Origin of the sequence: Parageobacillus caldoxylosilyticus NBRC 107762 (assembly GCF_000632715.1) — a bacterium.
GTDB classification, from domain to species: Bacteria; Bacillota; Bacilli; order Bacillales; family Anoxybacillaceae; genus Saccharococcus; species Saccharococcus caldoxylosilyticus.
The window spans coordinates 15,338-36,390 of record NZ_BAWO01000060.1; the positions used below are offsets into that span (position 1 = coordinate 15,338).

The window sequence follows — 21,053 nt, forward strand, 5'->3', positions numbered from 1 at the left end:
ATAAGAATAGATATACAATAAAGAGGGCTTTTATCCTAAAAAAATTTACATGTTGGTCTCTTTCTGTTTTTGTTTTAACCGCTCTTCAAGAACACGAATCATGAATAAAAAGTGTTCAGCTTCGCGAAGAACGTGGTCAGCTAGTAAAGGATTAATAATGTTTCGAATCTGGGAACTTTTAATTAGCTCAAGCCCCGCTTTCTTGAAGTTTCTTAATTCTTCCGTTGCACTTTCACTATCCTTATTCATCTTTCCGATGATCGGATAGGTCGGTTTCTTATGATAAAGCATGGATTCCACGTCTCTAGCTTGGTTTAACAGGGTTTCAAAATCGTCGCCAAATTTTCGTGCAGTAGCCACCAAATTTCTCTCAGATGGGTCTAGTAATGAAGCGATAAAACGGGAATGCTCCATCATAATGCGTAGCCAAAAAACATTCTCATGGATAATGGCGTCTTGAATAGGCTCTAATATGCCATTGTTAAATTTTTGCAGGCTATTCATAAAATACTCTGCTTCACGAGCAATATGGTCAACAAGGAGAGGAAAATTAAAACCCTGAACTTTTTCATTTATAATCAGAATAAGAAGATTTCTCTTGAAATTTCTAAATCCATACACCAACTGGATACTGTCTTCATTCAGTTTTCTAACTGCTTCCACTGATTCCGGGGTTTGATACGCCCTTTTTTCTTGTTGTTCAAAATAGTGGAAGAAACGGTCTGTTTGTTGAATTAAATCTTTATTATTTCGACTCATACCTTCCCCAAGAAACAATGCATGCTCCTTCATAATACGAAGCCAAAATTTATTTTCAGTAAGGGAGCGCTCAATAAACATTTTTTCTGAAAGAGGCTCTGGTGGGGCTGCAAATTGTTCTGGTGGCAAAATCATCGCTTTTGTTCTGTCTTCAGCAAAATGCCCCGGCATATTAGGTTTACTCCACATATGGTTTCACCTCTCCGATAGGCTAATGTATGATATGCGGATGCTTAGCTAAATATGATTTTTTTTGCCACAAAGAGAGCACAAGTTGTATTGTATGATCCTAATGAACATGGTGTATGGGAATTAAGTTGCCGCTATGAAAAACATAGCTCCGTTCCACGCTTTTCCCAGTAATTTGCCACTAGGGCTGTTTGGTCCTTAACAATGTGATGGCAAGAGTTTCGCGTATCTTTCTCGTTTTTGCATCGGAGTGATGCCTGAATCCCCCTGGAACGGCGCCCCTTGAACCCAAAAACCTCGACGCATTCCTCTTCTATAATGCGAAGCATTTAGGAGGGGGGAGTCAAGGAGTGTTTATCTTGCTCTTCTATATATTTTTTAATTACTTCTAGTGGAGTCCCCCCTGTCGAGAAAATCATATAACTGTTGCTCCAAAAATATGGTTTCCAATAATACTTTGACAACTCATTCTGAAATTCTTTGCGAATATATCGAGATGAAACAGTTTTAAAATTGTTAATCAATTTAGAAAGCTGGACTTGTGGAGGTGCTTTAAACAATAAATGTATGTGATCTTCTTCTCCATTCATTTCGATTAGCTTGCATTTAAAACGGGAAAAGATATCTTCGGCGATTTCTTTCAAGCGGTGATGCATCTCTTTCGATATGCATTTTTTTCTATACTTTGTAACAACAACTAAATGATAATATAAACTGTAAAATGAGTGTCTATTCCTTTCAAATTCATGCATTTTTTTGAATGATACTCCTTTACAACTAAATGATTTATATATTACAATGATGGTGTTGTAAAACTAGAGAAAAACTCGAAGCTACGCATAAGGATGCAGCATAATACATATAGTAAACATCAATGAAATCCACACCATCGTGGCTGCTCCAATCCGTCACACTTTCACTCATTAAACATCCATTCCGTCTTGCGACGAAGTTCAAACAACCATTGGTCAACCCCGTTTTCAAAAAGACACAAAAAGGCAGGAAAGGCCTCTTCGTAGGCATCTTTCCGTTCCTTGCTATTGCAGTGGTTGATGAGGAAATCCATATGATTCCTGATTGCTCTGTTGTTTGACGAATCTTTTCGCTGTCATACGCGGCATTGCCTAATACAAAATTTGATGTCCCATTGCTGCAAAGAAGGAAGCAGTTTTGGCGCTGCCGCATCATTCCGATTCGCGGTTGGATTCCCTTGGTAAGTGAGTATGCAGAGATGGAGCTTATATATCCTTTCAACAAAGTGGTAGCAGGTGAATACTCCCCCCGCTTTGCCTGTGAATCGTAAAGCTGCTCCGAGGGCAGTACTGTCGATCAGCGCAATTTGGGGATACCGTGTTTTTAAATCTTTTCACAGCTGTGCATGAAAGGCAGGAAATCCCTGTTCCCGGGACCATTTTGCTGCGTGGGAAAACAAAAAAGATGAAAGGGCTTCACCAAGCCAGCAGGTCCGATGAAAACAGTGAAAACGCTGCAGGTGCGCACGAATTTCCGCAAAGATCGATAGCAAAATAGGTTTTCAAAAAGAAACATTTCAGTGCCGATTTTTGGTCACATACGGTGTTTCTGGTAACGATAGAGAGTTGATATATTGAAATAAGAATTCTAAAAGTGATCCGATTTCATATGATCATGCATGTTCACCGTTCCAATTGGAAATCATGATCATATCCATCCCTTGGGTTTGGTTACAATGTATGAATGTTCTACAATCATAACATAAAACATACTCGTGAGAAAGAGGTTTGTTATCTAGAAAAAGTTGTCAGAGAAAAAACCAAGGCGATTAAAAACAAAATTATCTCTTGCGGACTTAAAACATTCGAGCCTACGATAGCCAACTTTTGGGAGGTTTTGGCATCTATTTCAGATTTGATTCAAAAAGTTTGATCATCTTAAACATTTAAACACCAGACAAGTTGTCCAAACCGCCAAAGGATGTTCCGTCTATAATGCCTAGCATTTAGGCGGGGAGGTTCGCCTAATGATGCAGTATATGGTTGATTTTTATGGTGCGTTTGCAAGATGGAAAATCCAATTTTTGGACGCTTCCTCACGGGGGGAGTGAAAAAGGACGAAATCCGTTCGTTTCGTTTGCAAAAATTCTTCTGAATATCATGATTCACTTGGGGGAAGTAAAAAAGAAGAAGGTCATTTGATCTTCCTTCCGAAGGTCATCTGATCCTTCTTCTTTATAGATAAATGCAAAGGATATCGTTGTTTTGTAGTTTTTGAGATACCTTTAAATGAAAGGCTTGCTGCTTCATGATTTGTCTCATGAAGCGGCAAAGATATCATGTTTTTGCTCCACAGAAGGGGTATGCAGAGACTGCGTGAGTGGAAGATATAATGATACTTGTGTTCCCTTGTTGACTTCGCTTGCAATTTGGATCGTTCCACCCATCGATTCGATAATTCGATAGACGACCATCATTCCAAGTCCGGTACCTCTTCTTCCTTTTGTTGTAAAATATGGTTCTCCAAGGCGTTCGATTTGTTCTTTTGTCATTCCGACCCCTGTATCCGAGATGCGGATAAGCACTTGATCTTTTTCGATAGAAATGTAAACTTCGAGTGTGCCGCCATTTGGCATTGCTTCAATAGCATTCTTGATAATATTGAGCAAGCATTGCTGAAGCTTTTGGCGTTCCCCTTTGACGTTACAAGGAATGAGCGACGTTTGGACTTCAACACTATTCATGTTTGCCAGCGGACGCACAATATCGATGACGCGTTCAACTTCTGTTTTCACATTTAGATTTTCTACGCTTTCCGGAGCAGGTTTGGCAAATGTAAGATAATCCGTGATAATCGCTTGAGCGCGATCTAATTCTTCGATGGCAATGCGAATGTATTGTTTCCGCTTTTCTTGCGATAAATGGCTTTGCTCCAGCAATTGTATAAACCCTCGCGCGGTCGTTAGGGGATTGCGCACTTCATGGGAAATGGAAGCAGCTAAGTGGCTGACCACTTCCATTTTTTCCGCGCGGATAATCCGTTTTCTTAATACGCTGTTTTTATATAAAATTTCCTTAAGATAGCATGTGAAAATCATACTGATTGGCTGAATAGGCAGGTAGAGCCAAAACGCTGAAGAAGCCGGCAATGTGTGATGAAAGGATTGGATCCAAACGACCATGAGCATCTCGGAAACAGCGGATAATAGAAAAGCAAGCAAAATGCGCTGTTTGGAAGACAAGGCCAAAAATTTTTTCGATAAGGCTATGCCGGCGATCATAATGGCGACCGATGTAATAGCGGTCAGCATGAATTCTTTTCCGCCAAAAAAAGAGCGGTAGCCAATCGTCACCATACAAAGAAAAAGGCTGGCGATCGGCCCTTTATACAAACTGCCCAACCAAAGAGGCACTTGATGTAAATCGTAAATGTATTCTGTATCGATGTTGGAATTGATAGGAAATGTCATGCAAAGAATGATGATAATGGCGGAAGCGAGTGTTAAAATGTACTTCCTTATTTTTTCAGGTGCGTTTCTTTCCTCAAGCCATAATGCAAGAATGAAAACCGGGATCAGAATAAAAAATAAATTTAATAGGACGTTTTTTACAATGTCGAGGAACATATTTACACCTTCCTTTACATGACAAATTTTTTTAATGAATTCAACTTTAATAAAAAGGAATGTCAGATGTTAAGTATGAATGATTGGTTTTTTTGGCATAAACATTTGTTTTTTGACATAATTCTTCTTAAATAAAAAGTTGAAATTATGATAATTATTCAAAATTAAAAAACTATACATTCAGTAAATAGCGGTTAAATTCATATTAACGTAGCTGTTCTAATACCGATACTTGCTCGGTTAAAATGAAAAACGCTGTTGTCACCGTGCCGATCGTCACCGCCCGAAAACCGATCCAGCCCCAAAAGCAGACGTGGTCCGAAAACTTATAAGCGATGCAAGAATAAGAAATAAACGGTAATCCATGAGAAAATGATGAGAAATCCGAGTAAGAACATGGAAGCAAGTGTGCCTTTTAACGGTGTCTCTTGCTTTTTTAGTGCTTGTTTTTGTTTGTTACAATTCCGATTTTGCCATTTTCTATGCCTCCTCCCAACAAACCCCATCCCACTTTATCATACAAAATTCTGCGGAAAATGGTAGGTACATTTTACCAGTTCACAAATTATTCATTTTTTACTTCGTCACCATAGTAACAATGATTTTTCTCATATTATCAATGTGAAATGTTGTGAACGCCATCTTTGCAGCTGGGCAACGGAAGCAATCAGATCCATCCTGCAACAGGCAGCGGCCTTAGCTTGCCCGCAGCCGCTGGCAGCAGATACTTGCGATTCCTTATAAGAAAAAGGCTGTTGATTTTTATCAACAGTCTTTTTCTATATGATTAAGAAGTCTAAGAATCATGATAGCCGCACTGATCCATGTTCATAATCCGTGATGCAGTAGAGATTTGAAATGTGATAAAATTTTGCTTATCAAACTTTAAGAATAATAACAAGGAGAAAATAGGGGTTGTTGTTACTAAAAAGCATCATTTTAGGTTTTTCCGTATCTGCTCCAGTGGGACCAATAGGATTGTTATGTATTCAAAGAACCCTCACGAAAGGTCAAATGGCAGGATTTTTTACCGGTTTAGGAGCCTCAACGGCCAATATGATCTACGCTAGCTTTGCAGCTTTTGGTTTTTCTGTTGTTTCTTCTTTCTTATTGGAACAGCAATTCATTTTAAGAATCATAGGAGGAGTATTTCTTCTTTATTTAGGAGTAAAAATCTTTCTGGCAAAACCTGCTGAAAGAGCAGCTTCTTTGGAAGGAAATGGATTAATTAGGGTGTATTTGTCTACTCTTTTTCTCATGATTACGAATCCAACTACCATCTTAAATTTTGTGGCTATGTTTGCTGGATTAGGTTTTGATAAAACAGCTAGTTCGCCTTCAACTGCATTTATATTTGTCTCTGGTGTGTTTCTAGGAGCGATTTTCTGGTGGTTCCTTTTAAGTTTCAGTGTAAGTATTTTTAAAAATAAGATCACACCTTATTTAAAATCAGTAAACAAAATCGCTGGAATGTTGATTATTTCTCTCGGGTGTCTTGCTTTCTTGAGATAAGAACATGAAGACATTTGAACAAAATACCAACTTTGATGAGCTAGTAAATATGACTGAAGGAGCTGCCGCGGCAGCTCTTTTACTTTTCAAGGAATTTTGTACATGTTTGTTTCTGCTCTTTTGTCATCCCGCCCCCTGTATCCGAGATAGGAATAAGCACTTAAGCTTTTTCGATAAAATGTAAACTTTCTTTCACCGAAGTCCCTTTAGTCCAAAAGAGCTTGAAGGATTGCTACGGTTGATCCCGTCCATGATGGATATTTCCTTCATCAGGAATTTTATTTAAAGGGAGGGATCGTAAAACATGCACCTAATGTTATATTCATCATAATATGAAGTTGAATAAATATTGGGGGAGGGTCTATAATGTATCCATATCTTTACAACTTTGCTGACCCTAACAGGCAATCAAGCATACAATCAGACAAATTAATACGTGACATTGAAAAGGCAATAAATGGACAGTATAGCGCCATTCAATGTTATGCCAAATTAGCAAAAATGGCTCCTACGGATAGGGAAAGGGTTCAAATTCTTGAAATTCGTAACGATGAAATAAAACACTATCAACGATTTACACAAATATATGTAAATCTGACAGGTATGCAGCCTGACGTAAAAGTTACTGAGGAATGTCCTAATACCTACGTGGAAGGATTAGAATATGCTTTGAAAGATGAACAAAAAACTGTTGATTTTTATCTAGATATTGCTGATGAGACGAATAATCCATATATCAAAGAAGTTTTTCGTCGTGCAGCAGCAGATGAGCAAAACCATGCAGTCTGGTTCCTATACTATTTTATAAAGAATAAAAGAGCTGAGTTGTAACGAATTCAGCTCTTTTATTTATGATGAAAGTTTGGGTTTAGCAACTTTGCCCAAACAGGACATTTCGCTTTTTTATTACTATTGAAGACGATAATGAAGAATCATGGTGATCGATTCAAAAGATTCAAAATTCAAAAGGGAAGGGAGACTCAAAATCACCATTAACAAATTCATGCTTTTAACGATGTTATATCTATATCAACAATGTTTCATTTTTGCAGAAGAAAATTACCGATTACGGATCACAAAAACACGGATGATCAGATGGTTGCCCGACCAATGCGGTTAGCTTCAGGTACTTCAATCAAACGACCGCTTTTCACGTCGTAAATAAAACCGTAGATCGTAATGTAGCCCGGAACAAGAGGGTGAGAACGAATCCGTTCAACATCGTCAATAACACTCTGTTCAAGATTGCTGATCGTCAAAAATTCCATGTATTCCCCCGCTCTGGAACCGGGTCCTCTTCCTGTATCACGCCAATTTTTCCCATCAAACTCAGCTGGTTCCAAACTGTTAGCGAGCAAATTGCGAATAATGTCATTGGTAAACGTCTCCATACCGCAATCGGTATGATGAATCACGAACCATTCCCGTGTTCCCAACAGCTTGTACGAGATTACAAGGGAACGAATCGCATCGTCGCTTGCCCGGCCTCCTGCATTTCGGATCACGTGAGCATCGCCTTCCGTAAGTCCGGCAAACTTGGCTGGGTCGAGGCGCGCATCCATGCAGGTCAGAATCGCAAATCGGCGCTTCGGCGGCATCGCCAGATTTGCTTTGTCCCCAAAATTAGCAGCATATTTTTTATTCGCGGCCAACACTTCGTTTAAAATATTGCTCATTTTCCGTCCCTCTTTCTTAAATTAAATTATATAAATCATATCTATTTACTATGATTATAATGTGCCATTATCCTGCCGTCAATGAATTCTTACACGTTCAACGGGTATAATAACTGGAGTAAGAAGCCTATCATTTGATAGTTAAATGAAGATAATGGTAATTTAAAGATAGTTCATCCAAAAATGATTTATATTTAGGAGCTGGTTCTATGAAAGTGTTGACCGTTGTCTCACATCCCAGAAGAGAATCCCTTACTTTTGCAATTGCCGAGCGTTTCATTCAAGGGTTAAAAGATGCTGGACATGAAGTGGAAATTGCGGATTTGTACGGTGAAGAATTCAATCCGCTGTTATACGAACAAGATGAACCTGATTGGGACAACCCGAATAAAACATATTCTCCTCGTGTTCACGCAGAAATGGAACGATTGAAAAGAAACGATGGATTAGCCTTCATCTTCCCGTTATGGTGGTATTCATTACCGGCAATGGTAAAAGGATATATAGACCGGGTATGGAACTATGGTTTTGCTTATGGAGGAACGCGCCTTCCACACAAAAAGGTATTGTGGATTCCGCTTGTCGGAGAGACAGAAGAAAGTCTTAAAAAAAGAAATTTCGTTACGATGATTTCTCATTATTTGAATGCTGGTTTAGCCGGCTATACAGGTATTCCTCAATCGGAAGTGGCATTTCTGTATAACACGTTAGCGGAAGATATTGAGAATGAAGAGGAAGTCAAAAAACATTATGAGAGTCTTTTCCATCGAGCGTATGAGCTAGGGAATACATATAGCCATTCATTAACGAAAAAATAATCATGGATATGGTGTGTCAAACTGATTCAAAATGATGCTATGCAGTAAAGTAAGTGCGCATCCTCCACAGTACAGTAGGAATAAAAAGCTTACCGATTAACATGGCTATGGAACTGGTGGTAATGGTAGTATAAAGCCATTCATTAGAAAAGGGGTGGGAATATGAAAGTACTTATCGCAGGCGCAAATGGACACACGGGTCGATTGATCGTGGAGCTGCTCGGGAAAAGCAATAGACATGAAGCTTACGCAATGATTAGAGATGCAGCTCAAGCAGAAAAATTGAAACAGCTTGGTGCCAAGGAAACTATATTGGCTGATCTTGAAAAAGATGTTTCTCATGCTGTTAAAGGTATAGATGCGGTGATTTTCGCTGCTGGTTCTGGCTCACATACAGGTCCGGATAAAACCATTTCTGTAGACCAAGAAGGAGCAAAACGCCTTATTGATGCAGCAAAGAAAGAAGGCATCTCTCATTTTATCATGCTTAGTTCGTATGGATCTGGTAATCCGGATGCTTTACCAAATTTGGCTCATTATCTAAAAGCAAAAGGGGAAGCGGATCGATACTTAATAGAAAGTGGATTAACATATACCATTGTTCGCCCTGGGTATCTAAGTTTTGAACCACCTACGGGTAAAGTGGAAATCGCTGAGCATTTTGAAAGCATTGTAGGAAGAGATATCCCGCGTGGAGATGTCGCACAAGTAATTGTATCTTGTCTTGATATGGAAAATACCAAAAACAAAACATTTGAGCTCCTCAGTGGTAATCAACCTATACAAGATGCGCTCAAAGCTCTCTGAAGCAGGGGGCGGTAATAAACAGAAACAGTTTTATCCTTTCTGTTTCACTACTGCATCAAAGTATGTAGAGGCGTTACGATTTTCGTAATGCCTCTATTTTTATTTAAATTGGAAGATAACATCAAAATGAATTTACGATAAACTCTATCGTTTATTTTTCTGTTTTTTATTTAACAAATCTTCAAATTTATTTTAATATTACCTTTAAATCTATTTTTTACAATGAAGATGGTCGAAAATCATCAAAATTTTAGAGGGGAGCGAGATAGCAGTGAAAAGGACAGGAATGATTGGCTTATCACTTTCTTTATCGTTAGGGTTACTCGCGAATTATGCTCCGGAAGCGATGGCAGCTGATGAACAAGTTAAGCAGTCATCTATGCTGCAACCGATTGTTGACCATGTTGCTGTCATTGCCCACCGCGGCACCTCAGGTTATGCACCCGAACATACATTGGCAGCATACGAAAAGGCAATTAAGATGAAAGCAGATTATGTCGAATTGGATTTGCATATGACAAAAGATGGTGAGTTAATTGCTATTCACGATTCCACGCTGGCAAGAACAACGAATGTAGAAGAAGTATATCCCGACCGCGCCCCTTGGCGGGTAAAAGATTTTACATTAGCCGAAATTAAGAAGCTAGATGCCGGTTCTTGGTTTAACAAGACTTACCCTGAGTATGCAAAAAAACAATATGTCGGGCAGAAAATCCCAACCCTTCAGGAAGTAATCGATTTTATCAAAAAGAAAGATCCGAAAGTTGCTCTGTACATAGAAACAAAGTCGCCTGACGTTTATCCGGGCATGGAAGAAAAACTCGTTAAGATCTTGAAAAAGAACGGTTACTTGAAAAAAGGTAAAGTCATTTTCCAATCATTCAGCGAAGCGAGCTTAAGAAAATTACAGGAGATGGTTCCTAAGGATATTCCTCTTATTCAGCTTTATAGTCCAGACATGATTCAAGGTCAAAATCTGGATGATGTCTTTAACCGAGCAGCGGAATATGCGGAAGGTGTAGGACCGGATAAATCGCTCGTCACCCCGACGTTTATGCAGGAAGCCCATGAACGTCATATGGTCGTCCATCCGTATACCGTGAATACGAAGGAGGAGATGGTCGAGCAATTATCCCTTGGTGTTGATGGAATGTTTACGAATTATCCTGATCAATTAGTAGAATTGAACAAGAAACCGTATATTTCCCACGGGGCGGCCAGCGGCGAAGTGACGGATACATCCGCGGTATTATGGGCTAGGACAAGCCAGCCCGCAAAGGTGCGATTTGAAGTTTCCGAGGATGCTGCTTTTAAAAAAGCCATCGTGAAAACCAAAAAAGCAACTTCCGAACATGATCTGACCGTACAAGTAAAAGTGACGGGTTTGAAACCAGACACGATTTATTACTACCGTGTTCAGGCTCTTCCTGGATCACATCAGGTGAGTGGAAGATTTAAAACCGCTCCGGCTGAAAATGAACGGAAGCCATTGACGATTGTTTGGGGTGGTGATACAGGCGGCCAGGGCAAAATCCCGCCTTTTAAATCTTTTGCGGCGATGGCGGATTTGAAACCGGATTTCTTCTTGTTTAGCGGGGATACGATTTACGCTGATAATACTACGCCGGCTGTTCCGAATCCGCCATCAAAAAGTATTGAGGATTTCTGGGCGAAATATAAGGAAAATCGTACCGACTCAAACTTAAGAAAATTGCTTCAATCGACAAGTGTATATGCCATCTGGGATGACCATGAGGTAACGAATGACTTTTCTGGACCATTTGAGCCGCTTGCCTCAACCGGATTTCAGGCTTTTACGGATTATTGGCCAATATTGGACGAGCGGAGTTCATCCGGGAAGCTTTATCATAAGTTTTCATGGGGTAATACACTTGATTTATTCATTTTAAATAATCGCAGTTACCGTGATCCAGATACGAAACCAGATGGTCAGGACAAGACAATGCTTGGTCAAGAGCAGCTTGAATGGTTGAAAAAAGAACTCTTGAATTCAGATGCAAAGGTGAAACTTATTGCTTCTTCCGTGCCGATTTCCATTCCGACTGGGAAACCAAATGCACGCGATGGATGGGCGAATGGCGACAACATCAATCCGAACGATAAAACAGGGTATGAACATGAGTTTGCGGAGATTTCTAAATTTATTATCGAGAATAAAATGAAAAACGTGTATTTTGTCACAACTGATGTTCATTTTGCTGATATTATCCAGTATGATCCTGACCATAACGGCACAATTGATTATCGTGAACTAGTAAGCGGACCGATCGGTGCGGACCTAGGTCAGCCGTCAACACTTGATCCTACATTTGGGCCGGAGCAACTGTATGCTGAAAGTGGGTTCTTTAATTTTGGTGTACTCAAGGTTGATCCGGGATTAAAACAAGTGACGGTCGAAATTCGTGATGAAAACGGTAAGATTCATTTTCATCGGGATTTTCCGATGGAATAACAGAGTAGATTCGTATTGGACCGCTTGTGAAAGTGCTTGTCATGATTGCGTTAGTCAACGTGGCACTATGGTTTCAACGAAAATACTTTAAAACAGAATCAGTATCATACTAACAACAGAGGTGGAATGAAACATGAAAAACAAAAAGATCATTTACTTCTTATGCACAGGAAACTCTTGCCGCAGCCAAATGGCAGAAGGATGGGCAAAAAAATATCTTGGTGACGAGTGGGAAGTGTACAGCGCTGGTATTGAAGCGCACGGATTAAATCCAAACGCGGTAAAAGTCATGAAAGAAGTAGGAATTGACATTTCCAAACAGACATCCGATATCATTGATCCGGAAATGTTAAATAAAGCGGATTTGGTAGTAACATTATGTGGTCATGCAGCGGACCATTGTCCAGTAACCCCGCCAAATGTGAAACGCGTACACTGGGGATTTGATGATCCGGCAAAGGCGGAAGGAACCGAGGAGGAAAAATTAGCGGTATTCCGTCGTGTTCGCAATGAAATCGGCGCGCGCATCAAAAAATTTGCTGAAACAGGCGAATGAGACTAAATGACAGCCGAGAAGATTCTTCTCGGCTGGTTTTATTTATAAATACTTCATACAAAACCAAAGACGAGGCATGTCGATAAAATTTTCTTTATTTTTTAAAATAAAAAGTTGCAATTTGCAAATAATGTGATATAAATAATTATAGAGGTGAAAAAATGGAAAACATTAGAGAGTTGTTTCAAGTGATGACACGTCGTTTCGGATTGTTGAATAAAAATTGCTGTTCTATTGATGCTGTAGATATTTCTCTTGTTCAAAGCCATATTCTTTATGAAATTGACAAAAGAGAATCTCCTTCCATGCAACAAGTGGCTGAAGTATTGGGAATGGATATTACCACGTTCAGCAGACAGATTCAAAATTTAGTGAAAAAGGGATTAGTAAAAAAAACGCCACTCCCTGAAGATCGAAGGGTATATACGTTATCGTTAACCACCGAGGGAAAGTTTATAGCAACAACCATTGATCGAGAAATAAATCGATATTTAGAAGAAGTGTTTTCGCATATGACAGAATTTGAGAAAGAAACAGTGATTCGTTCGATTAAATTGTTGAATGAGTGCATGGCAAAATCGAGCGTATGTTGTAAACCGATAGGGATGGGCAAGTAAAAAAGCTTGCTCATAAAAAATAAACAAATAGTTGCGTTTTACAAATAAATGAATGGGGGGATGTATGTGGGGAGAGGTTTTGAAAAACTTCATGGTGATTACGACACCTTGCTATTTACTGTTATCTCATTCGTTATTCACTTTATTCAGGGATTCATTCCATAAGATGTATATCCGTTTTCAACGATATCCTATTTTGCAAATGTGGATGACCAAGGGTATGGCGTTAGTACCTGCATTAGGTACAAGTTTACTGGATTTAACAATTATTACACGGTCTTTTTAGAAAGAAGCTAGTAATCTTTGCGTTTATAGGTACTGTCATGACAATGGCAGCGTTATCATATTTTTTCATTTAAGGGAGTGATAACTTATGAATCATGTGAATAACGATCAAATACGGCAAAATGTCCGCAGCCGCTATAAGCAAATTGCGCTGCAGGAAGTAAATTCTAGAAGCTGTTGTTCAGACTCTTCCGGATGTGGTGGTACACCTAATGAGGCATCGGCAAAACTAGGATACTCGGATGAGGAATTATCTGCCGTGCCAGAAGGAGCTAATCTTGGACTTGGTTGCGGCAACCCGCTAGCAATTGCGGAATTGAACCCCGGAGATGTGGTGTTGGATCTTGGTTGTGGTGCCGGTTTCGATTGCTTTTTGGCTGCTCGGCAGGTCGGAGAAACCGGGCGCGTCATTGGTGTGGATATGACGCCAGAAATGATCAGCAAAGCACGCAACAATGCTGCCAAGGGTGGCTTTACCAACACCGAATTTCGGTTAGGAGAAATCGAATATTTACCGGTGGCAGATGATTCGGTCGATGTCATTATTTCCAATTGCGTCATTAATCTTTCTCCAGATAAGCCTCAAGTGTTCAAGGAAGCCTATCGTGTGCTGAAACCAGGAGGGCGCCTTGTCATTTCCGACGTTGTGGCGACGGCAGAACTTCCAGCGGAAATTAAAAACAATATGGATGACTTGTATTCGGGCTGCGTATCAGGAGCAGCCTCGATTAGAGAGTTAGAATCCTTGTTACAACAGAGTGGATTCACACAGATCACCATTGAACCAAAAGATGAATCGAGGGAGTTTATCAAAGATTGGGTGCCTGGAGCGAACGTCGCGGATTACATTGTTTCTGCGATCATTAAAGCAATGAAACCTTAAAAAATGTGGTGTAACAGATCGGAACTCGTTGGGGAAGAAAAAATAGTTGAGTAAGTCGTTTCCCACTCTTACAGATGATGATTGCAAAGGGAATAACATTGGGACCAGTCATGACGCTGATGATCAGCTCAGCAGGGGCAAGCTTACCGCAGAAAACATGATTATACAGTATCTTTAGAAAGAAGCTAGTCTTGGCATTTATAGGTTCTTTTATGACGATGGCGGCGTTATCGGGATTTTTTATTCTATAATCATAAGGAGTGATTGCGAATCATGATCATTCGTAGTTTCCGTAAAGAAGATTGGCTGCAAGTGAAGGAAATTTATGAGCAAGGAATTGCGACAGGACAAGCAACGTTTGAAACGACAGCACCATCGCTCGAAAAATGTAAATCGACCATTGTCGCAAATTTATGTTTAGTCGCTGAAGACGAAGAAGGCATTCAAGGCTGGTGTAAGATAAGTAAAGTATCAGATCGCTGTGTATATGAAGGAGTGGGAGAGATAAGTGTGTATGTTCGAGACGTAAGTCGTGGAAAAGGAGTGGGGAAGCAACTTCTACAAGCCATAATCAAAGAATCCGAGGAAAAAGGATTTTGGACATTAACTGCGGGAATTTTCCCTGAAAACATACCAAGTTTGCGATTACATCAAAGTGTTGGATTTCGTAGAGTCGGCATACGACAACGTATAGGAAAGTTAAATGGAGTATGGCGGGATGTGGTATTGCTCGAACGCCGCAGTCAAATTGTCGGTATAGATTAATCGTTACTTTTATAAAATGACAAATTTTTAGGGGGGATATGTGTAGGCGCAACGTAGCCTAACAATCGGGAACAAATGGGATTGATAAATCCAAAATGTGGTTGGTTATTAAGCCCTGTAACAATAGTAATGCTTAGAGCTTTTCTAATACTATGAATAGTCCTCATTCAGTAAGATGGATGTTTACCTATACCTGATTGTTTCAACAAATACTTATTATGACGATGTAAAGTAGAGTTTAAGACACTTCCTATGATGATTATAAATCCATCGAAAAAGAAACAAGGAAGCATTCCTTCGATAGAATAACTCTGGAAAGGAGCTTCCTTGTCTCATGAATAGCTTAGTATGTCAACGCGAGCTGCATGGAACGCGTCCCTGTACAACGCTCTACTTCACAGGAGGTTTTGCTTTACCTTTTCAAAAATTTATTCCATGTGGTGATTTAGATCGTGCCAAAATCGAAATATGTCTAACCTTCCATCCCCCTTAGTGAAAGATTTGTTAGCAATCAACAGTACCTTCAGGGAGAGCAGGAGTTATTTGTGTAGCCTGAACTTGCATTTGTTGGACTTGTAATATTTTTAAAGTAAGGTCCATTACGATTTTTTCGCGTAACGTGCTAAATTGCCCTTTGATGTCTACATTAACTGGTGAAAAATCAAGTTCGTAGAAATTTGCAGCTACTAATTCGCCGTATGGTTGTTCATTATATTTGACGAGATTTTGGAAGAAATATTTATCTAAGCGAGGAGTTAAGTCGCTTTTCTCATTAAGGAAGAAAGCCTTGCTGTCTTCTGAAACACCTATAATTGGGAACGTGAGGAACTGATCAGCTGTAATTTCTGTAAAACCAGAGAACGCAACTTCCGCAATTCGATCTTGAAGTGCTCCATTACATGCACTGGAAGCATATTCAATATCTTTCCGAATGAATCCTGATACAAATAATTTAGCTCTTGTGACTCTAAAAAAGTCAGTTTCGCCAATACGCTCAAATCTAACAGGTACCAGTTTCACTTGTTCTAGAAATACATTCTTTGTCACTCTCTTAATTTCAGTTGCTGCTGGGCTAAGTGGAATGTCTGCTTCTACAACAACTTGAATGGTTTTTTCTGCTAGTACAACCGGAACTTTAAGAATTGGCGTAAGACCTGGTGTTTGGATAACCGGGGTATTTTCATTGGATAATGGAATTTGTTCTGTCGCTGTTACTGGACAAGCTGGGGTTGGTTGTCCGCACTTATTGCCAAATCCTCCACTCATAACTAATCCACTCCTTATATTTTTTGAGCTTTTCTAAAGCTCTACGTTAATACAATATTCAGCATTCATTTGAAAGTATAGGGTAATATAATAGTGATTTTTCTCATTTTTAAATTAGTAGATACGTTCGATTATCTTCTAGATCCCTTTGCCATCATAACGGACTCGAACTGGTTGTACTTGCAGTAAATGAATGATTAAATCCAATACAATTTTTTGGCATAATTGACGTAAATGAGTTACCGGGGTTTTTTGTATGGAACCCGTATTTCTATTGTAAACTGCGGTATATTCAATATTTTGATGTATATATCCTTCTATAAATAAATTTCCCTTTAATGCTGTACATATCCCATTATCCAATGATGGAGAAAATTGTGTAGGTACGAATTTGCAATTTGTCAGTACGACTTCTTTAGAGATTTCATTAACCTTCATAATCTCTTCTTCAAACACAACATCTTCTTCTAAACATATTTCAATTTCGTATTCCCCGACTACAACCGGAACTCTAATTTGTATGAAATCATGGGAATTACAGGATTGATTATCTGTTTCTTTTGTTTTTGTGAATAGTGAGTCATGTATGGGAATCACAACTGATTTATAATGATTTTTTTTGTTCTTCGTGCCATAAGTGCGGACCGTGTCAGTGAAAAATATCATTTCGTGAATTTTAGAGGAAACTAAACAACAATAAGGCTGTTCAGGATAATAAGTTGTCGTATGAAGTAGTTTTGTGTCTAATTGAGGAGTTTGTCTATTGTTTGGGTCAAGAAATTCAGCCGTATGTTGAACTGTGCCGCCAAAGACAGAAGGATGAAGAAAATCGTCAATTTCTACAAAAGTGGAGAATGGACTTTTTATCGTCATAGAACGTATTTTTCCGTATTGATGAGATTCATCTGCATCATCAGCTCGATTGGGTTCATCAATACTCTCTCTGGCAAGCATATTATTCAATTCATCCGCAAAGCCAGATTCAGAAGTATACACAGGTTCCAAAGCAGAATCAGTTTGAGGCTCAGCATTTGTGTTATCGGCATGGCCAGTCTGAAAAACATGCTTAACATCAGTGAAACCAGCCCTTTTAGAAACATGATTAGCTTCAGAATGGGGAATTTGCTCAACTGTATCAACATAGCTTGGTCCAGTATCTGATTCGTAAATAGCATGATTACCCTTTTCTGTCCTTTTTTTGTTTATACATTGATAACAGCGGGCTATAGATTTTTTTTGAACTTCTGAAGATTGAAAAGTGTTTATTTTTTTAGCACGTATTTGCTTTATTCTCCTATAGTCAATCCTTTTCATTACATTTCACTCCCAATCGGACTAATCGTTACTGTATTATTTATGCTTTATTTCAGTTTTTGTCCATGTATAACTCTGAAAATTTCAAAAACAAGGATTTACAATCAGCTTAAGCATTTATACCATTTAACTTGCTCATTCGCACAGCAGCAGAGGACCGTATCATATGAGAACGAAATAAATTTCAAGGGAAGAAGACGGATGATGGGGAAGAGGTGGCGTGTCGGAAGTCGATTTATACCGATTTCAAGGATTAGACAAATACAACAAAAATACAACAATAGCCGAAGTGGTTATTCATCGTAAAACAAAAAATATTAATAATATTCATTTTGTTATATCTTACTAAATATCCCAAAACCAAGCGCAAATTCAACCAAGCGCAAATTCTTTTGTATTATAAAAATAAAACTATGTTCTAAATAACCAATGAAATAAAAAATAAAAACTCCACTTAATAGAACCTATGTCATTGATAGCGCAATGACGTAAGAACAATCAACTTTACGAAGCTTATGAAGTCGAAGACAGAAATTGTATGTTTCAAAAACGTGATCAAGAGATTATATTGAAGATGCGTTATAGAACAAACCAAATAAAGCCATTAAAAGGAGTTATTTATATAGAACACAAATCTCATGAGAATCATCCACATCATTCTTAGTATTTAGGATTCATCGATTGGTGTTTCCGTTCTTCTATTTAACTATAAGAATTGGGCAACTTCGTTATGGAGTTGCCCATTTTTAGAAAAAAGTTGGCCAAAAGTATAATTTTTTGGGCCAACTCCTTTTTTAAATGGGAAATGACTTCTGTTTTACTCACAAGTATAAATTTTCCTTTTTAAATATCTTGTGCAATATGGAGTTTCTCTTTGAATTTACGATAGCGTGGTTTTTCTTTGCTAAAATTTTAGGAGGGAAATAGGACAATTTTTTTAGATTAGCAGGCAAAGTGCGGCACGGTACTTGAACGTACTTGTTCCCCCACGAGATGGATCTTTTTGCCCCTATATGGAAACCCCAATCTCCAAAAGACGGAATAATCGTGTGATAGCTAAGCGTTTGAAACCCTGCGCTTTCAATTGTTCTTCCGATGCTCCAAAAGACAATTGGCGTATCTTCAGGGGAATTGGATTGACAGACAAACACTCCGTCATCAGCAAGCGAACGTTTTAGGAGGGAGTAAAATTCTGTTGTATAAAGATCGCTAATCGTTTGATCTGTCGGGTCAGGAAAATCAACGATAATGATATGATAAGGAGAGCGATTGGAAGCGAGAAAGTCTACGGCATCTTGAGGATGAACGGTTACTCGGGAATCATAGAGAGAATATTGATTAAGAGATGCTAAGCTTTTGACTTTTTTAGCAGCCTCTAATACTAACGGATCTAAATCAACAAGGTCAACATGTTTCACATCACCGTATTTGAGAACTTCTCTTAACGCCAGACCGTCCCCACCGCCTAAAATAAGTACCCGTTCATGATTGGAAGCCAAAGTGAAGGCGGGGTGTACAAGTGCTTCATGGTAAATTCGTTCATCTAAGGAACTAAACTGCAATTGCTGATCTAAATACATTCTTAAATCGGTTGCTTCAATAATTTGGATGTTTTGAAACGCGCTTTTTTCTTTAAATAAGCTCCTATGCTTGACATTTAAAAGCTCTTGCAATCCGATGCGATCCCATTTGTCTCCGCGGCTGCTTTCGTTGCTGCTGTCTTCCCGCGGTGTTGGGGAAGTGGAAGAGAAATGTAACCGGCGGTCATATTCCGGAGAAAACCAGGGTTTTGTTTTTTGCTTTCTTGAGTTCATGGGAAGCTATCCTCCTTTCGAAGAATCAAAAGGCGTCATTTCCTTGCTCGAAATAAGTTGAAGTTGTGTCACTCCGCGGAAAAGGGAGTAAACCATCGCTCTTTTTGAAGAAAGTCCTTTTAACAGAGATTCAACTTGGTCCATAGGGTCTTGTTTCCCGCACGTATAAAAATCCAACGATGCATATCCTTCTTCAGGCCATGTATGAATGGATATATGCGAAGTGGATAAAATAAGCATTCCTGTTATTCCCTGTGGGTTAAATTGGTAAAAATACGAATACAAAACCTCCATGCCTGCATCTTGTGCCGTTTTTGTCAGCAATTGTTCTAAATGTGTCATGTTATTTAAAAGAGAGGAATCGCAATCAAATGCATCAATGATAATATGTTTTCCTTCCACATTCAAAGTACATCATTCCTTTCTATATTCCTGCTGTTTATCCTATGGGTTTTTTTGTGAAACGTTTGTATGATTGTCCTTAACTATTTATAAATGGTTAGCTGTTGAAAAAGTGGACACTCAAACATTGCAAAAGAGGATATGATGAGTAACGTTTTGATCAACTTTATCAAATCCATTTTGAAATACATAAAAACGGGTTTGTTCAATTTAAATCGCATAGATTTTTCATTATTGCGGAGAAAATATAAAAGTTAAAAGTACAGAGGCTTTCTCTGCATTCAACTTATCGACAAGCTGCAAATGAAGAGCTGTTAAAGCCAAAAAGCAATCGGTCTTAACAAAAAGAGCAAATAAACGGAGTTAGAGGTACAAAAGTATTTTACGTCGAATACAATTTATATAACAGGAGGTGAGCATATCATATGCAAAAACAATTATTCACAGCTTTTCTTTTATTTCCTTTATTGTTGTTAAGTTCCTGTTTGTCAGAAGAAATGGTACAACAAGAAGGAAGTCAAGTCAAAGAAGCGGCTGTTCAGAGCGGGAACATTGCTAATCAGAAAAAAGATACCCCACAGCAAAACACACCATCGCCAAAATATGACAAGGCTGTTACCGCTCCTGCTGACAAAACGCAAAATCCAACAGCAAAAGAAGACAACGTTACTGTCACTTCGAAGCAACCTGCACAATCCTCCATCGGTTCAAAACAGCTACAAGAATTCAAAAATACGACTAATCAACATCCGACCAATACAAAATCATCCGCCAATGAGCAGAAGCAAACGAACGCAGCACTCACTTACGACCAAGTGAAAAGCACTCTCCATAAAGGCATGAGCAAAGAGGAAGTGGAAGCGTTCCTAAAGGTTACAGGAGTGAAAATCGTTAGCGCGTTGGACGGGAAAACCATGTACCGATATGATATAGCCTTCCCCGACCATTATCAGTTTACCGCAACCTTAGCAGAGGATGGAACGCAATTAGATGATGTAGATATTGATGGGGTAAAAAAATATAAAGGGGTCATCGTCTTTGTGGAATATGATGAACAAGCCACTATAAAAGGCTATTCTATTTTCTATGTGGACGAAAAAACACAAAAAGTCCATGCCTACTATCATTACCCAACCTTTGAAAAAACGGATATTCTAGAATAATCTAAAAAACAACCAGTACAATGATAGGATCCCCTTATAGTAGACAGAAAAAAGAAAGGGATGTACTGTCTCTGCTATGGAAGGGGATATTTTTATGGGAAAAATCAGAAAAACTTATTAGATGTGGTGAAGAAATATTTGTTAGGAGCATTCCTG

The 21,053-nt window shown here is 38.9% G+C and carries 19 protein-coding genes and 1 pseudogene; 10 read left to right on the plus strand and 10 right to left on the minus strand.

What is annotated here, in order from left to right; all coding sequences use genetic code 11:
- Positions 1-45 precede the first annotated feature (45 nt).
- The 5 genes and pseudogenes from GCA01S_RS15635 to GCA01S_RS21065 all read right to left on the minus strand — a co-directional run bounded on the left by GCA01S_RS15635 (position 46) and on the right by GCA01S_RS21065 (position 5,052).
- On the minus strand, positions 46-948 hold the full coding sequence (locus tag GCA01S_RS15635; protein ID WP_042411230.1) for a DUF2935 domain-containing protein: 903 nt from the start codon (positions 946-948) through the stop codon (positions 46-48).
- 329 nt (positions 949-1,277) lie between these two features.
- Positions 1,278-1,700: an IS200/IS605 family transposase gene (tnpA, locus tag GCA01S_RS15640; RefSeq protein WP_017437212.1), complete on the minus strand. Its 423-nt coding sequence runs from the start codon at positions 1,698-1,700 to the stop codon at positions 1,278-1,280.
- 119 nt (positions 1,701-1,819) lie between these two features.
- A pseudogene (locus GCA01S_RS21500) lies at positions 1,820-2,584 on the minus strand (ISNCY family transposase).
- 654 nt (positions 2,585-3,238) lie between these two features.
- On the minus strand, positions 3,239-4,546 hold the full coding sequence (locus GCA01S_RS15655) for an ATP-binding protein (RefSeq protein WP_042411238.1): 1,308 nt from the start codon (positions 4,544-4,546) through the stop codon (positions 3,239-3,241).
- 326 nt (positions 4,547-4,872) lie between these two features.
- Entirely contained in the window at positions 4,873-5,052 is a 180-nt protein-coding gene (locus GCA01S_RS21065; RefSeq protein WP_071532927.1) for a hypothetical protein, read from the minus strand.
- A 409-nt stretch (positions 5,053-5,461) separates the two neighbouring features.
- On the opposite strand from GCA01S_RS21065, the gene GCA01S_RS15660 reads away from it, so the two are divergent.
- Together GCA01S_RS15660 and GCA01S_RS15665 are read left to right on the plus strand one after the other, a co-directional pair.
- Complete coding sequence (locus GCA01S_RS15660) at positions 5,462-6,058, plus strand: LysE family translocator (protein WP_017434547.1); 597 nt, start codon at positions 5,462-5,464, stop codon at positions 6,056-6,058.
- 366 nt (positions 6,059-6,424) lie between these two features.
- Positions 6,425-6,889: a ferritin-like domain-containing protein gene (locus tag GCA01S_RS15665; RefSeq protein WP_017434548.1), complete on the plus strand. Its 465-nt coding sequence runs from the start codon at positions 6,425-6,427 to the stop codon at positions 6,887-6,889.
- 260 nt (positions 6,890-7,149) lie between these two features.
- Here the strand turns inward: GCA01S_RS15665 and GCA01S_RS15670 are convergent, their stop codons facing one another.
- Positions 7,150-7,734, minus strand: a complete 585-nt coding sequence (locus GCA01S_RS15670) for a beta-class carbonic anhydrase (RefSeq protein ID WP_042411241.1) — start codon at positions 7,732-7,734, stop codon at positions 7,150-7,152.
- 209 nt (positions 7,735-7,943) lie between these two features.
- Between GCA01S_RS15670 and GCA01S_RS15675 the strand changes: the two genes are divergently transcribed.
- From GCA01S_RS15675 to GCA01S_RS15705, 7 genes are all read left to right on the plus strand, one after another.
- Complete coding sequence (locus tag GCA01S_RS15675) at positions 7,944-8,552, plus strand: NAD(P)H oxidoreductase (RefSeq protein WP_042411244.1); 609 nt, start codon at positions 7,944-7,946, stop codon at positions 8,550-8,552.
- Between the two features lie 162 nt (positions 8,553-8,714).
- Positions 8,715-9,359: an SDR family oxidoreductase gene (locus GCA01S_RS15680; protein ID WP_042411246.1), complete on the plus strand. Its 645-nt coding sequence runs from the start codon at positions 8,715-8,717 to the stop codon at positions 9,357-9,359.
- A gap of 271 nt (positions 9,360-9,630) precedes the next feature.
- The gene (locus tag GCA01S_RS15685) at positions 9,631-11,832 is read left to right on the plus strand and encodes a glycerophosphodiester phosphodiesterase family protein (protein ID WP_042411249.1); all 2,202 of its coding nucleotides are present in this window, start codon (positions 9,631-9,633) and stop codon (positions 11,830-11,832) included.
- A 133-nt stretch (positions 11,833-11,965) separates the two neighbouring features.
- A complete protein-coding gene (arsC, locus tag GCA01S_RS15690; protein ID WP_042411252.1) occupies positions 11,966-12,388 on the plus strand; it encodes an arsenate reductase (thioredoxin) in 423 nt (140 codons plus the stop codon).
- Positions 12,389-12,549: 161 nt separating this feature from the next.
- Positions 12,550-13,005, plus strand: coding sequence for a MarR family winged helix-turn-helix transcriptional regulator (locus GCA01S_RS15695; RefSeq protein WP_017437718.1), 456 nt, complete (start codon positions 12,550-12,552; stop codon positions 13,003-13,005).
- Positions 13,006-13,378: 373 nt separating this feature from the next.
- Positions 13,379-14,173: an arsenite methyltransferase gene (locus GCA01S_RS15700; RefSeq protein ID WP_042411255.1), complete on the plus strand. Its 795-nt coding sequence runs from the start codon at positions 13,379-13,381 to the stop codon at positions 14,171-14,173.
- Positions 14,174-14,446: 273 nt separating this feature from the next.
- Positions 14,447-14,938 carry a GNAT family N-acetyltransferase gene (locus tag GCA01S_RS15705; RefSeq protein WP_042411257.1) on the plus strand — a complete coding sequence of 164 codons (492 nt, stop codon included), beginning with the start codon at positions 14,447-14,449 and terminating at the stop codon, positions 14,936-14,938.
- A 504-nt stretch (positions 14,939-15,442) separates the two neighbouring features.
- Here the strand turns inward: GCA01S_RS15705 and GCA01S_RS15710 are convergent.
- The 4 genes from GCA01S_RS15710 to speD all read right to left on the minus strand — a co-directional run bounded on the left by GCA01S_RS15710 (position 15,443) and on the right by speD (position 19,734).
- Positions 15,443-16,204: a CsxC family protein gene (locus tag GCA01S_RS15710; RefSeq protein ID WP_042411260.1), complete on the minus strand. Its 762-nt coding sequence runs from the start codon at positions 16,202-16,204 to the stop codon at positions 15,443-15,445.
- 138 nt (positions 16,205-16,342) lie between these two features.
- Positions 16,343-17,518, minus strand: coding sequence for a BC_2427 family protein (locus tag GCA01S_RS15715; RefSeq protein WP_052510052.1), 1,176 nt, complete (start codon positions 17,516-17,518; stop codon positions 16,343-16,345).
- An 821-nt stretch (positions 17,519-18,339) separates the two neighbouring features.
- A complete protein-coding gene (locus GCA01S_RS15720) occupies positions 18,340-19,332 on the minus strand; it encodes a spermine/spermidine synthase domain-containing protein (RefSeq protein WP_042411262.1) in 993 nt (330 codons plus the stop codon).
- A gap of 6 nt (positions 19,333-19,338) precedes the next feature.
- Positions 19,339-19,734 (minus strand): adenosylmethionine decarboxylase, encoded by a 396-nt coding sequence (speD, locus tag GCA01S_RS15725; RefSeq protein ID WP_232620798.1) that lies wholly within the window; start codon positions 19,732-19,734, stop codon positions 19,339-19,341.
- Between the two features lie 425 nt (positions 19,735-20,159).
- Here speD and GCA01S_RS15730 point away from each other — a divergent pair, with 425 nt between their 5' ends.
- Entirely contained in the window at positions 20,160-20,897 is a 738-nt protein-coding gene (locus GCA01S_RS15730) for a hypothetical protein (RefSeq protein WP_042411266.1), read from the plus strand.
- Positions 20,898-21,053: the final 156 nt, after the last annotated feature.

Coding starts and splice junctions, on each gene's coding strand:
- GCA01S_RS15710 (WP_042411260.1), bottom strand. CDS start 16,204: ATGAGTGGAGGATTTGGCAATAAGTGCGGACAACCAACCCCAGCTTGT.
- GCA01S_RS15705 (WP_042411257.1), top strand. CDS start 14,447: ATGATCATTCGTAGTTTCCGTAAAGAAGATTGGCTGCAAGTGAAGGAA.
- GCA01S_RS15655 (WP_042411238.1), bottom strand. CDS start 4,546: ATGTTCCTCGACATTGTAAAAAACGTCCTATTAAATTTATTTTTTATT.
- GCA01S_RS15670 (WP_042411241.1), bottom strand. CDS start 7,734: ATGAGCAATATTTTAAACGAAGTGTTGGCCGCGAATAAAAAATATGCT.
- GCA01S_RS15680 (WP_042411246.1), top strand. CDS start 8,715: ATGAAAGTACTTATCGCAGGCGCAAATGGACACACGGGTCGATTGATC.
- GCA01S_RS15715 (WP_052510052.1), bottom strand. CDS start 17,518: ATGAAAAGGATTGACTATAGGAGAATAAAGCAAATACGTGCTAAAAAA.
- GCA01S_RS21065 (WP_071532927.1), bottom strand. CDS start 5,052: ATGGGGTTTGTTGGGAGGAGGCATAGAAAATGGCAAAATCGGAATTGT.
- tnpA (WP_017437212.1), bottom strand. CDS start 1,700: ATGCATGAATTTGAAAGGAATAGACACTCATTTTACAGTTTATATTAT.
- arsC (WP_042411252.1), top strand. CDS start 11,966: ATGAAAAACAAAAAGATCATTTACTTCTTATGCACAGGAAACTCTTGC.
- GCA01S_RS15700 (WP_042411255.1), top strand. CDS start 13,379: ATGAATCATGTGAATAACGATCAAATACGGCAAAATGTCCGCAGCCGC.
- GCA01S_RS15665 (WP_017434548.1), top strand. CDS start 6,425: ATGTATCCATATCTTTACAACTTTGCTGACCCTAACAGGCAATCAAGC.
- GCA01S_RS15730 (WP_042411266.1), top strand. CDS start 20,160: ATGCAAAAACAATTATTCACAGCTTTTCTTTTATTTCCTTTATTGTTG.
- GCA01S_RS15720 (WP_042411262.1), bottom strand. CDS start 19,332: ATGAACTCAAGAAAGCAAAAAACAAAACCCTGGTTTTCTCCGGAATAT.
- GCA01S_RS15635 (WP_042411230.1), bottom strand. CDS start 948: ATGTGGAGTAAACCTAATATGCCGGGGCATTTTGCTGAAGACAGAACA.
- GCA01S_RS15695 (WP_017437718.1), top strand. CDS start 12,550: ATGGAAAACATTAGAGAGTTGTTTCAAGTGATGACACGTCGTTTCGGA.
- GCA01S_RS15675 (WP_042411244.1), top strand. CDS start 7,944: ATGAAAGTGTTGACCGTTGTCTCACATCCCAGAAGAGAATCCCTTACT.